The organism is Candidatus Pantoea bituminis (assembly GCF_018842675.1).
Lineage (GTDB): Bacteria > Pseudomonadota > Gammaproteobacteria > Enterobacterales > Enterobacteriaceae > Pantoea > Pantoea phytostimulans.
In genome coordinates, this window is sequence record NZ_JAGTWO010000001.1 from 84,807 (window position 1) to 97,702 (window position 12,896).

Consider the following 12,896-nt stretch of genomic DNA (forward strand, 5'->3'; position numbering starts at 1 on the left):
GACACAGAAGTTTTCACGATGTGCCAATCAGCGTTGGGCCTTAATAGAGAAATGACAGGGCTACGGTTGGTTCGCTTTCAAAAAGACCTTAGGCATGATTAATGCTGCAAGGAAGAATTATCCTGAATAAGGTGGAATAAAAGCTCCCTATAGCCATTAAGTAAAACATGCCAATACGACAGTACCAAAGGTAAGCTTCCTTGCCCTGACTTTCATAATCATGAGGGCTTTATGTAATAATTATCAGTTATTTATATCGATTTAATATGTTCTGAAAATTGTTTTAACTCACGAATAAGGCAGTCTGGTTCCTCATCGAGAGGCATATTGTCCATATCTAATACACCATCATTTTTGTGAGGATTATCAGCCAGCAAATCTGCAAACAGTGGCGTGAGGTCCTCTTGTACTTTCCCTCGCTCAGCGACCAGTTCGAACGTTTTATTTTTTGCAGCATCGTTGGTCAGGGCACTGACCAACACGTGGGCGATTTGAGTTCGGGATACCACGCCATCTTCTGGTGTTCCTGTATGACGTCGATCGCCCTGGAGCATAATTATCCTGCGTTCATCGTCATGGTTGTAATCAAACCAGCCCGGTCTGACGATGGTGTAGGGATGTCCGCTTGCTCTGACCAGGCGCTCTGCACGTCTTTTCCAGTCGTGAACCTCAGTATGTTGATTCCATGTACTGAGCCGCTCAGTGACGCCAATCGTTGTCATTAACGCGATGCGAATATGAGTATCTTTGAACATTCTCAGGATATTACGCACACCGCCATAATCTATTGCTCTGGCACCAATACGGCCCTGTCCATCTGAACCGAGCGTAAAAATGACTGCATCAATATCTTTCGTCACACCCGTTAGCGTTTCAGGCATTGAAACATCGCCGTAGAAAACATCAGCTTTATGAGGAAGCAATTTTACTTTGCGCCGATTTCTGACGAGCGCCACGGGCTGATGACCCTTGTCAATCGCGGCATTCATGACATGAAGACCAATACTTCCTGTCGCCCCGGCAACGAGTATTTTCATGATAAACCTTCTGATAATTCGAGCATATTTTCGAGACAGCCAGAATATCAATTATCTTTAATGTCAGTGATTGGGCTAAAATGATTGCGTCTATGAACACCTTTCATGAGTTCTCTTTGGAGGGGATAATTCATTAAGGAAAAGCCCTATGCTCAAAGAAAACTTCAATGAATTACAAATATTTTTTGTGGTGGCAAGAGAACGAAGTTTTACCAAAGCTGCTGGCAAGCTTGGTGTTTCCCAGTCAGCACTTAGTCATGCGATAAAAGCACTGGAAGAACGGTTAAACATCCGTCTTTTGACCCGAACAACGCGAAGCGTTGCACCGACAGAAGCAGGCGCGAGAATTATTGCCTGCCTTGAACCCCGTATTGCCGATCTTGAACAGGAGCTGGCGACGCTTGTTCAACTGAATGGCACTGCTTCAGGCAACATCCGTTTATCTTCGGGGAGCATGCTGCGCGAAGTCTCGTATGGCCGAAGTTAAAACCCTTTCTCCGGGAATATCCGGAAATTAATGTCGAGCTGGTCGTTGATAATGGTTTTGCCGATATTGTTGAGGGGCGTTTTGATGCCGGGATTCGCCTTGGCGAAAGCGTGGATAAGGACATGATCGCCGTGAGGATTGGCCCGGATATGAAAATGGCCGTGGTCGGTGCGCCGTCATATTTCGCAGCTAAACCTGCGCCTGAAACGCCACACGAGCTACAAAACCATCGGTGCATCAATATGCGCTTACCGACTGCCGGTGGTCTTTATCACTGGGAGTTCGAGAGGGAAGGGAAGCCATTACGTGTCAGAGTTGAAGGCCAAGTGACCTTTAACCTGCTGGCGGAAAGGATCGATGCTGTTTTATCTGGCTTTGGTATTGCTTGTGTTCCTGAGAATATGGTTCAGGATTATATAAAGTCAGGAGAACTTATTCAGGTTCTGCAGGACTGGTGTCCTACATTCCCCGGCTATTACCTTTATTACCCCAGCCGCAAACAGCATCCGCCTGCATTTGCGCTAATGATAGATGCGCTTCGGTACTCGGAATAGCGGGTCCGCAATGCAATGCAGACCCGCTTGAGTTTTAACGGCCTACACGAGCCTGATGCTCAGGTGAGTAACGCTCGCCGACGATTTTTATCGTTTCAAGCGCCTGTGTAACCTGCAGTAAATCATTCTGAGAAAGAATAATGTCTGCGGCTCCCAGATTTTCCTCGAGTCGGTGCAGTTTGGTGGTGCCAGGGATAGGAACAATCCATGGTTTTTGTGCCAGCAACCATGCCAGCGCAATTTGCGCAGACGTCACACCTTTTTCGGCTGCAAGTTCACCTAATAAAGCGACCAGCTTTTCATTTGCTTCAATCGCCTGTGCGGCGAAACGCGGAACCGTACTACGGTAATCATCCTTGCCAAACGTAGTTCCTGACTTAATAGATCCAGTCAGGAAGCCTTTGCCTAACGGGCTGAATGGCACAAAACCAATGCCCAACTCTTCCAGCAACGGCAAGATCTCTTGTTCAGGCTCGCGCCACCACATGGAATATTCGCTTTGCAGGGCAGTGACCGGTTGTACCGTGTGCGCACGTCGAATGGTCTGCGCACCCGCTTCGGAAAGACCAAAATATTTGACCTTTCCTTCTGAAATAAGATCTTTCACCGTTCCGGCAACATCTTCAATGGGAACGTCTGGATCGACACGGTGTTGATACAGCAGATCAATTACATCTGTCTTGAGACGGCGTAATGACCCTTCAACGGCTTCTCGGATATGCTCTGGACGGCTGTTTAAAATCTGCTGCTTGTTATCATCGCCAAAGGTAAAACCAAACTTGGTGGCGATGACTACGCGATCGCGAAAGGGTTTTAAGGCTTCGCCGACAACTTCTTCATTCAGGTACGGGCCATACACTTCAGCGGTGTCGAAGAAAGTCACGCCACGTTCAACCGCCGCACGAATGAGTTCGATAGCCTGACGGGTATCTGTCGCCGGGCCGTAGCCGTGGCTGAGTCCCATGCAACCGAGCCCAAGAGCCGATACTTCGAGTCCGGATTTACCCAGATAACGTTTTTGCATTTAATGGATACCCTTTTTTAGTGACTTAAACGTCAAGTTTGCGGCCAGTCAGCCACTCTACCATCGCTGGATCACGATGAGAGAAGAAGGCGCTGGTGGCGGTGTCGAGCGCGGCAATCTGCAGCATATCGTCAGAACTGAGTTCAAAATCGAGAATGTTGATATTCTCTTCCATGCGTTCTTTTCGCACTGATTTTGCCAGCGAAACGATACCTCGCTGGAAAATCCACCGCAGAACAACCTGACCTACGCTTTTGCCGTACTTCTGGCCAATCTCTGTTAGCACAGGGTGCTGGAACAGACCATTCTTGCCTTCTGCAAAAGGTGCCCAGGCTTCCGGCTGAATGCCACGGCTTTTCATCCAAGGCACGGCATGCAGTTGCTGATTGAAGGGGTTCACTTCAATCTGGTTTACCGCAGGGGCAATTTTGTTAAAGGCAATAAGATCGGCAAGCCGGTCAGGATGAAAGTTGCTCACGCCAATTGCGCGAATTTTGCCTGCCTGTTGCATTTCTTCCATTGCACGCCATGCACCATGGACATCGCCATATGGCTGGTGAATCAGATACAGATCAACATAGTCCAGCTGCAGTCGGTTCAATGAACGTTCAAACTGTGCTTTTGCACCTTCATAACTAGTATCCTGCAGCCAAAGCTTGGTTGTTACAAAGAGTTCGTTACGTGCAATACCGGTCTGTTTCAGCGCATTCCCGACTTGGGTTTCGTTCTGGTAAGAAGCCGCTGTATCAATCAAGCGATACCCCGTATCGATGGCATCAATAACGGCTCTCTCGCATTCGGCGGCATCAGACATTTGAAACACACCAAAGCCCAACAGGGGCATTTCAATACCGTTGTTCAGTTTTACAGTTTGCATGGCGTTATCCTTTAGCTGTTGTATGAGTAAAGGATAACGCAATGTGATTTATTCGATTAGAGAGGGTAATTTACTAGGGGTAATTAGTAAGATTCATCAATCATCAAAAGAAACCCTGCCTTTTTTGTATTAACCGGAATGATTGCGCTGTAAAGAGAGGCGCTGATTATGGCAACTTACCGTAATCTTTGTCAGAAACAGGCTCTAGCCACTCATTGGATGCGCTTTCAGCCGGGACTTCTACGGCAACGTGTGCAAACCAGCTATCTGCGGCAGCGCCATGCCAGTGTTTGGTTTCTGCCGGGATATTTACCACGTCTCCGGCAGTAAGCTGTCGGGCCGGTTGATTCCATTCTTGGTACCAGCCACGCCCACCCGTCACTAACAGGATCTGGCCGCCTTTATGGTGAATATGCCAGTTATTACGACAACCTGGCTCAAACACTACATTGCCAATTTTTACGCCTTCTGTAGACAGCATTGTCAGGTAGCTAGTCCCCTGAAAATATTGCGCATACGCTTCATTTTTTCCCCTTTGGGGAAAATACCGTTGCCATCAAATTGATCGTTCATGGTTTCTCCGCTACCGGATTTTCCGGGATATTGTGATGTGTTAAGGACAGGACTTCTTTCAAAACTGCAGCAGCGTTTACGACGACTTCATCGCCAAATTTCAGTTTCAGGCATTCGATAAAAGCCCATAATTGCTGACCCGTCAGGCCAGTTTTCAAACTTATTGAATAATGACTCTTGAGCTGGCTATTGACGCCAGAAATAGCTGCAAGGGCAGAAATGGTGGCGAGTTCACGTGTTTGCCAGCTCAGCGTATCTCTCTGGAAAATATCGCCAAAGAGATGCGACTTAAGAAACTGATCAATGACAGGGGCAAACTCAAACAGAGGGCCTTTCACGCTTTGACCAACTAATTGAGTCTGATTTCGGGTTCCGCTTTGAAGGCTATCCCAGTCTACAGGAAAGGGAGTGGCCTCTTTTCCTGTTTCATTTTTGAGCCCTTGTTGGTCGCGCTGCTCCATTACTGACATCAACTCACTGAGAGCATTCAGGCTTCTTGGGAACCCTACGTAGGCATATAGCTGAACCAAGATCTCTTTGACCTCATTAATGGTCATTCCGGTCTCAATGCCTTCATTAAGGGCCTTATTCAGCTTCGGCATATCGCCTTTTGCGGCAAACGCCGCAATAAAGATAACGGCCTGTTGTTTTTCATCGAGGAAATTTTGCATGACTCACCTTTGGGTAAACAAAAAGAATGCTGCCAGAGCTTTTAACCAGATGAAGAAAGTGTATTGAAAGGTTGATTAAATGATAAGGTGCTCAAATGTGGATACACTGGTGCAATAAATTCACCAATTATGAATAAAGAAAAATTAAATGATCTTCAGGCTTTTGTGACCGTGGCCAGAGAGCGAAGTTTTACCAAAGCTGCGGCAGCATTAGGCGTATCCCGTTCGGCACTGAGCCATACGCTATTGGGACTTGAAGAACGATTGGGCATTAGGTTGTTAATCCGTACCACGCGGAGTGTATCTACCACGGATGCAGGGAACCGTCTGCTTAGCGTGGTCGCACCGCGACTGGACGAAATCGAATCTGAACTCACATCCTTACGTTCCTCGCTCGACAAACCGGCCGGAAAGGTTCGCATTACCGCCCACGATCATGCCATCGTTACCGTTCTCTGGCCCCGGCTTCTGCCTTTACTGAACGAATATCCCGATATAAATATTGAGTTCAGCGTGGGGTACGAACTAACGGATATCGCGGCTCAGCAATTTGACGCTGGCGTGCGTATGGGTGATCAAGTGGATAAGGATATGATTGCTGTACGCATTACGCCTGATGTACATATGGCGGTGGTTGCATCACCGAATTATCTGTCAAGCAGACCTCCAATCGTGCTTCCTGCAGACCTAATGGATCACAACTGCATTAACCTTCGGCTTCCCACTCATGGTGCGCTGTATGCCTGGGAATTTGAGAATGGAGGCCAAAAAATGAATGTTAGGGTGAATGGGCAAACCGTTTTTAATAATACCTTTTTGATGATGCAGGCTGCGCTTGACGGGGCAGGGATAGCGTATATTCCCCACGACTTAGCGTCAAAATATATTGAATCAGAAAAATTAGTATCGTTACTTTCCGACTGGTGTCCGCATTTTCCGGGTTACTATCTTTATTATCCGGGCAGACAACATCTTCCCATTGCTTTTGAGAAGGTGATTGATGCCCTGCGCTGGCACAAAAGGCGTTAAAAGTAAGGAATTTAATCGATGCAAATAAGCAGAGCTCATTCATTGCCGAATAAACTCTGCCTGTGGTTTGCGTGTTACTGCAGGTTTTTTCCTTCAGGAACTGGCTAACCAGGTCAGCAATCTGAACATTATTCAGATCGGAGAACGGGAAGTGGGTATTACCTTTGATCCCTGACTCCGGCAGATGCGTCACGGTCACATCACCACCATGCTTGTTAACCACGTCTCGCCATTCGCGGGCCATTGCCAGACGCACTCGCCAGCTGTCCTGTGCGGGCATGGCTACAGGCTTATCCGGGATGTTATCGCCGTAAATAATCAGAATCGGAATTTTGGTCAGAGCCATAAACTGTTCCACTGGAACAGGTTCACCCTTCAGCGTGTCGAACGCGCTGGGCATGGGTGCAGGTAATTCTTTCTGCGGGAAGACAAAGCTGCTACCTGGCTCGAAGGCGACAATGGCTTTTACCTTGTCATTTTTCATCGCAGTGTACCAGCCAGGTCCGCCGCCCTGAGAATGGGTGAAGAGGATAGCCGGGCCGGATTTATCGACTACTGCGGACATGGCATCAGAAATCACATTGATATCAAATGGCCCTGTATTCGGGGTCATCTGACGGAAATACTGATTCAGTGCTTCTTTATCATGAGAGAACTGAACGCCTTTAAAATAGTCCGGCCAGACACCCACGCGGAACTGATTGAACCACATCTGCTCATCCGGTTTTGGCGTAACAGTACCTTCTATAGTAGTGCGCCCCGCACTGCCCCGACGTGGTTGATCGACAAGATAGGTTGAGAATCCGCGGCGCAGAAAAATGTTTTGAAACCCCTCGCGACCATCCGGTGTGCTTTCCCAGGTGCGGGAAAACTGGCCTGCGCCATGAAGCATGACAATAGGGTATTTATGTGGGCTTTCCGGAATTTGGTAGAACACTGACGCATGGTCGCCATGATAAGTTTGACCAGCAGAATCCAGCGGCTTTTTCGCGTCAAACTTCCCAGGCGCTTCGATGACAGTGCCCCCAGCGGAAAAGCTTCCTTGTTCCTGAATGACTAATGGCCCGGCATAGACTGACTGGGCCACCAGACCACCCGCCATCATACAGCCAGCCAGGGTTTTTAAAATTGTCTTCAAGATTACGTCCTCTGTTATGTTTGCAGTTCAATCATATCTGAGTTGTCATGGAGGATTAATTAGCCTCCCGGTTTGCTCTTATTTGGCAGGCTCAAGAATAAGCACAATCAGCCGCGAATTGTCTCTAACCAATGGGTCACCGTCTCCGTGGTTCTCCGCTCTTGATCGCATTCAATGACCAGCGGCTTTTCCCGACGAGCGGCTGGGGCCAGGCTCACAAGAATATCCTCGCTGTCACCTTTGCCATAGCCGCCATGGGTAATGAAAGGTATGAGTAATTTCCCCGCAAAGTTATGGTTACTCAGAAATGTCTGCACCACGGGCGGCACGCTGGTTCCCCAGATGGGGAAGCCTAAATACACCGTCTCATAGCGTTCGATATCCGCGACACGATTTTTTAATGTTGGTTTTGTTCCTCTGGAACGCTCGTTTTTCGCCTGTTCAACGGTCTGAAAGTAGTCTTTCGGATAAGGTGTAGCCGGTTCAATTTCAAATAGATCTGTTTTCAGACTGCGATGAATTACGCCCGCAATCACGCGTGTATTCCCGCTGCGTGAGAAGTACGCCACCAGAATAGGGCTGTTTCCCTGAACGTTTGCAGTTCCGGTCGCCGCCGACGCCAGGGGAACATTAGCCAGCGTTAGCCCGGCAAGCGCGGTTATCAACATTCTGCGGTTGGGATCATGCTCCATAAGCAACTCCTAATTGTTTGCGAGCGCCTGTTGCAGCGCTTTGTCAGTTCGCGTAGCCGCATCATTTTCGCCATGTTCACGCAGAACCTGTGCCAGCTGGCGCAGCTGCGCTACTGTCAGGCCGACCCGCATGCTCGCTCGCGTATGCGACAACAACTGGGACTCAACGCCTGGGGTAGCCGCTAATGCGCCAACCGTTGCCAGCTCGCGGCTTTGCCAGTCAAGGTTATCGCGGGCGAAAATGTCACCAAACAGATGCGTTTGCAGAAATTGATTAATAACCGGTGCAAAATCAAAAAGTGGCCCCTGTACTGGCGCACCTGAGATTTTAGTCTGGTTTGCAGTGCCGACACGACGGAGTTCATCGCCGACAGGAACCGGGGATACGGGCTCTTTACCCTCAAAGTCTTTGATTCCACGTTGTTTACGCGCTTCGACGACCTTCATCAGTTCATTAAGCGCGTTCAGGCTGCGAGGAAGCCCGTATAGGCATAGAGCTGGACAAGAATTTCCTTGGCTTCGTTGATGGTGAGTCCGCCGTCCAGCCCCTGATTCAGCGCACTGTTCAGCTTATCCATCTGACTGCTTGCCATATATGCCGCAATCAAAGGGATTGCCTGCTGGCGAGCAGACAACGTGTCTGAAACGGTTTGTTCCTGATTCATTCCTGTGGCTCCTTTTGTCACTGGCGCAGCATTCGCCGTGAGACTAAAACCAAAGGTCAGCAGTACCGCTGCCGTTAATGCCTTAATGGGCGTGGTATTGTTCATCTGTCACTTTCTCCATCCAGTTAACGCTTTTGCCATCCACAATCCCGGTTATCGCCAGATGCGTCATCGCGCTGCCGGGCGCAGCCCCGTGCCAGTGTTTGACGCCTGCCGGGCAAGAGACAACGTCACCAGCTCGGATAACCTGCACCGGCTGGCCTTCTTGTTGAGTGAGTCCAACACCTGAGGTCACAATCAGCCGCTGGCCTGCCGGGTGCGTATGCCAGGCGGAACGAGCACCTGGCTCAAACGTGACATAAGCACCTGAAACAGTAATGTCATTATCGGGCTTGAAAAGAGGATCAACCCGGACGCGGCCGGTAAAATTTTCTGCTGGCCCGTAAACGGCGTTCTGACTTCCGGCGGGGGCAATAGGGACAGTGATATTTTGCTCCGCTGCCCAGGATGAAAAAGTAAAAAGGGGGAGCAACAGCCCGAGGTAACGTAAATGTCGAGTCATGCAAAGCGTCCTTATCGTTGGATGGGAATAGCCTGCGATGATTCTAACGAGGGTGACATGTCGTCAGGCTGACGACCTCCTGACAATTGTGTCAGTTAACCTTATTCCCGGCGTCCCGGCGCGCGCACTGCCGCCTTCGTTATCCGGTTGCATTGCAAAGGTCAGTCCAAAGGTATTGACGCCTTCTTCGCTTCGCGCAAAGACTTCTCCCCGATGCATAATGGCAACGGCACGTACGATTGATAAACCCAGCCCATGATGGGTATCACTCCGGGCTCTGGAGGTGTCGACGCGATAAAAGCGCTCGAAAAGCCGATGTAAATGCTCTGGTGCTATCGGGTCGCCAGGGTTAGAAACTTCAACATACGCCAGATTATTGTTTTCACTTAACCGCACAGTAACCGTGCTTTTGGATGGTGAATGTCTTGCGCTATTTTCCAGTAAATTAGCCAGTGAACGGTGGAACAGTCGCCTGTCGATATGCGCGGTGACTTCGCCCTCAACGTCCAGCGAAAGCTGTTTTTCAGCAAAAGAGGGGTCAACATACTCCGCTGTTTTCAGGGTTTCCTCCCGCAGGGATACCTGGGCAAGCTGGGAAGCATGTTCACCCGCGTGCGCATGGGACAGGAACAGCATGTCGTTAACTATCGACGTCATGCGTTCAAGCTCCTCAAGATTTGAACCGAGTAACTCTTCCAGTTCATCCTGCGAACGTCGGCGTGAGAGACCCAGTTGCGTCTGACCAATCAGGTTAGTCAGCGGTGTACGGAGTTCATGAGCAACATCGGCGTTAAAGCTTTCGAGCTGTCGCCAGGCGATTTCCTGACGCTCTAACACACCGTTGAAAGATGAGGCTAAATGCTGCAATTCTTCAGGTAATGCCTTGGTATTCAGGCGCTGGCCATGGTCTCCCGGTGCGAGATGCCGGGCCTGTTTACTGAGAGTCCTAACCGGACGAAGCCCGATCCTTGAGACGATGTATCCCAGCAAGGCGACAATCACTACGCCCAGTGCAGCAATGATCAGCAGTGTACGTGTGAATGTATCGAGTGTTCCCATGTAAGGCGTGGAGTCGATGGCAACCACATAGCGCAGCTCAGGCCTTTCACCGTTCGCGGGTATAGTTTTCACTAACAGGAACAGTGAGCACGCACCTTCCGATGCGCCGGGCACTTTATTAAAGCCCTCCCGCAAAGAAGACCACTTAACACCCACTGGTGGCGCTCCACCCATGCTAAAGCGTGGATTATCGCTCACTATCCAGTAGCGAACGCGCTCACCTTCGGAATTGGTTAGCACGGTAAATTTATTGGCCAGCATAGACCAGCCGTCAGCCGAGGTTCGTGCGGTGATCCATGGACTCATTAATGATTCCCGGAACAACAGTTCGTTGTGCATCTGCTTTTGCAGAGAATCATGGAGTGAACTTCGCAGCAGGATACCGATAACGGACACAATCAGCAGCGCAGATAAGGCAAACATCACCGCCAGGTGAACGGAGATGGAACGCTTAAGCATGCTTATCCTCTTCATTTATTCAGTCCGGACTTCGAGGACATACCCCATACCACGAACGGTATGCAGCAATTTGACGTCAAACGGAGCATCAACTTTGGCTCGCAGACGTTTAATGGCGACTTCAACCACGTTGGCATCACTGTCAAAATTCATGTCCCATATCTGCTCAGCAATCATCATCTTTGACAGAATCTCGCCCTGATGCCGGGCCAGAAGGCTCAACAGGGAAAACTCTTTCGCAGTCAGTTCCAGTCGTGTTCCGGCGCGTAATACCCGGCGAGCCAGTAAGTCGAGATGCAGATCGTGAATATGCAGTTGGGTTATATCTGCGCCATCCGTGGAGCGGCGACGCACCAGTGCCTGAATGCGTGCAACCAGTTCAATAAGCGAAAAAGGCTTGGGCAGATAATCATCCGCGCCAAGACGAAGGCCTTTAACGCGCTCGTCAACCGATCCCCGTGCCGAAAGCATCAGCACAGGAGTCTGTTTAGTCGCCCGCACACCTTCGAGAACCCGGTAGCCATCCATTCCCGGTAACATCACATCAAGGATTATCGCGTCGTAGTCGAATTCCAGCGCGTAATGAAGACCTTCAGATCCATCAGCAGAGACATCCACCGTAAATCCGGATTCACCCAGCGCACGGCTGAGATAGGTTGACGTTTTTTCTTCATCCTCAACTAACAACAGACGCATAACGAGATTTCCTCTTAACTTTTTAATGGTGCTTCAACATCTGAATAAACCTGTACAGCATCTGGCAACCGTTGACCCTGGATAGTGATAGCGTCAAGTGAGCGAGTAAGCTCAGTCATTTCGGCGGGAGTCAGCGAGACGCCTGTAGCGGCCGTATTTTGCAGCATATGGTCTTTGTTTGTGGTGCCGGGGATCGGGACAATCCAGGGTTTGCGAGCCAGTAACCATGCCAGAGCAATCTGGCCCGGTACGGCATTTTTTCTTATTGCCCAGGTTTTGAGCAATTCAACTAGCTGTAAGTTGTGCGGTAGATTATCGGGCGAGAAGCGAGTCTCTGTCGCGCGGAAATCACCGGCAGCGAATCGTGTCTTCTCATCAATCCAGCCTGTTAGAAACTGCACACCTAATGGGCTCCATGGTACAAACCCAATTCCCAGCTCTTCGCACAGTGGAAGCACATGCTTTTCTGGCCCCCGCCAGAGCAGTGAATATTCGCTTTGTACGGCTGTTACAGGTAATGCCGCATGAGCCCGTCTTAAGGTATTTGTCCCCATCTCTGACAGACCCCATTGCAGGACTTTCCCTGATCCATGAGATCCTTAATTACGCCTGCGACATCTTCGATCGGAATCTGAGGGTCAACCCGGTGCTGATACAGTAAATCAATGCGATCGGTACGTAGGCGCTTAAGCATATTTTCGACGACCAGTCGGATATGTTCCGGTTTGCTGTTGAGGCCCGGCAGGCGTTTGCCTGTCTGCTGATCAATATTCCAGCCAAACTTAGTGGCGATAACGATTTTGTCTCGGAACGGGGCGACGCCTTCTCCGAGAATTTTCTCTACTTCAAAGGGGCCGTAGGCTTCAGCAGCGTCGAAGAACGTCACCCCTACATCAAATGCCTGACGGATAACATTGACCATCTCGGGACGCCAGGGAACAGAAGTGTCGTATTTACGGCTCATGTTCTGAACACCGAGTCCCACCGCGGAGACTTCCAGCTTCCCAAGCTTGCGCTTGCCCGGCGCAGCAGGACGCTGGGAGCTTTTTCTCGATGGATCGACCTGAGAGGATTTCCCAGCGGCCATTGCGTGGGGGATCAGTGAAGCGGTGGCGATACCCGCACCGGCCACTAATAGTTTACGTCGTCCAGGCATCGCAGGGTTGTTTTGACTTTTCATTGATCACTCCTTTTCTCAGCAAATTGAACATGAACCTCAAGGAATCTGACAGCATTCTGCTCCTTGATTGCCAACATAAAGCTGACAGCTACCTGACAGGGCCGTCAGAAAATGCTGCCTGCCACATAACGGCTTCCTGACAAAAACGTTATTTACCTGTCACGATGCTGACAGCTCTCTTCCCTAATCTGTG

At 49.8% G+C, this 12,896-nt stretch carries 9 protein-coding genes and 5 pseudogenes; 2 read left to right on the forward strand and 12 right to left on the reverse strand.

Annotation, left to right across the window (positions count from 1 at the left end; all coding sequences use genetic code 11):
- Positions 1-251: 251 nt before the first annotated feature.
- A complete protein-coding gene (locus KQP84_RS00455; protein ID WP_215844774.1) occupies positions 252-1,037 on the reverse strand; it encodes an SDR family oxidoreductase in 786 nt (261 codons plus the stop codon).
- A 148-nt stretch (positions 1,038-1,185) separates the two neighbouring features.
- Here KQP84_RS00455 and KQP84_RS00460 point away from each other — a divergent pair.
- A pseudogene (locus KQP84_RS00460) lies at positions 1,186-2,078 on the forward strand (LysR family transcriptional regulator).
- A gap of 34 nt (positions 2,079-2,112) precedes the next feature.
- On the opposite strand, the gene KQP84_RS00465 reads toward KQP84_RS00460, so the two are convergent.
- The 4 genes and pseudogenes from KQP84_RS00465 to KQP84_RS00480 all read right to left on the reverse strand — a co-directional run bounded on the left by KQP84_RS00465 (position 2,113) and on the right by KQP84_RS00480 (position 5,223).
- On the reverse strand, positions 2,113-3,102 hold the full coding sequence (locus KQP84_RS00465) for an aldo/keto reductase (protein WP_215844775.1): 990 nt from the start codon (positions 3,100-3,102) through the stop codon (positions 2,113-2,115).
- A 25-nt stretch (positions 3,103-3,127) separates the two neighbouring features.
- Complete coding sequence (locus KQP84_RS00470) at positions 3,128-3,979, reverse strand: aldo/keto reductase (RefSeq protein ID WP_215844776.1); 852 nt, start codon at positions 3,977-3,979, stop codon at positions 3,128-3,130.
- Positions 3,980-4,145: 166 nt separating this feature from the next.
- A pseudogene (locus KQP84_RS00475) lies at positions 4,146-4,552 on the reverse strand (cupin domain-containing protein).
- A complete protein-coding gene (locus KQP84_RS00480; protein ID WP_215844777.1) occupies positions 4,549-5,223 on the reverse strand; it encodes a carboxymuconolactone decarboxylase family protein in 675 nt (224 codons plus the stop codon). The pseudogene KQP84_RS00475 and the gene KQP84_RS00480 overlap by 4 nt, the downstream one beginning before the upstream one ends.
- A 126-nt stretch (positions 5,224-5,349) precedes the next feature.
- On the opposite strand from KQP84_RS00480, the gene KQP84_RS00485 reads away from it, so the two are divergent.
- Positions 5,350-6,252, forward strand: coding sequence for a LysR family transcriptional regulator (locus KQP84_RS00485; RefSeq protein WP_215844978.1), 903 nt, complete (start codon positions 5,350-5,352; stop codon positions 6,250-6,252).
- Positions 6,253-6,337: 85 nt separating this feature from the next.
- Here the strand turns inward: KQP84_RS00485 and KQP84_RS00490 are convergent.
- The 7 genes and pseudogenes from KQP84_RS00490 to KQP84_RS00520 form a co-directional block, all read right to left on the reverse strand.
- Positions 6,338-7,390 (reverse strand): annotated as a pseudogene (locus KQP84_RS00490) (alpha/beta hydrolase); the annotation flags it as partial.
- A gap of 107 nt (positions 7,391-7,497) precedes the next feature.
- The gene (locus tag KQP84_RS00495) at positions 7,498-8,082 is read right to left on the reverse strand and encodes a flavodoxin (RefSeq protein WP_215844778.1); all 585 of its coding nucleotides are present in this window, start codon (positions 8,080-8,082) and stop codon (positions 7,498-7,500) included.
- Positions 8,083-8,091: 9 nt separating this feature from the next.
- Positions 8,092-8,852: pseudogene (locus KQP84_RS00500) on the reverse strand (carboxymuconolactone decarboxylase family protein).
- Complete coding sequence (locus KQP84_RS00505) at positions 8,830-9,309, reverse strand: (R)-mandelonitrile lyase (RefSeq protein ID WP_215844779.1); 480 nt, start codon at positions 9,307-9,309, stop codon at positions 8,830-8,832. The pseudogene KQP84_RS00500 and the gene KQP84_RS00505 overlap by 23 nt, the downstream one beginning before the upstream one ends.
- 63 nt (positions 9,310-9,372) lie before the next feature.
- Positions 9,373-10,827: a heavy metal sensor histidine kinase gene (locus KQP84_RS00510; RefSeq protein WP_215844780.1), complete on the reverse strand. Its 1,455-nt coding sequence runs from the start codon at positions 10,825-10,827 to the stop codon at positions 9,373-9,375.
- 15 nt (positions 10,828-10,842) lie between these two features.
- Positions 10,843-11,523, reverse strand: coding sequence for a heavy metal response regulator transcription factor (locus tag KQP84_RS00515; protein WP_215844781.1), 681 nt, complete (start codon positions 11,521-11,523; stop codon positions 10,843-10,845).
- A gap of 14 nt (positions 11,524-11,537) precedes the next feature.
- Positions 11,538-12,703 (reverse strand): annotated as a pseudogene (locus tag KQP84_RS00520) (aldo/keto reductase).
- Between the last annotated feature and the right edge of the window lie 193 nt (positions 12,704-12,896).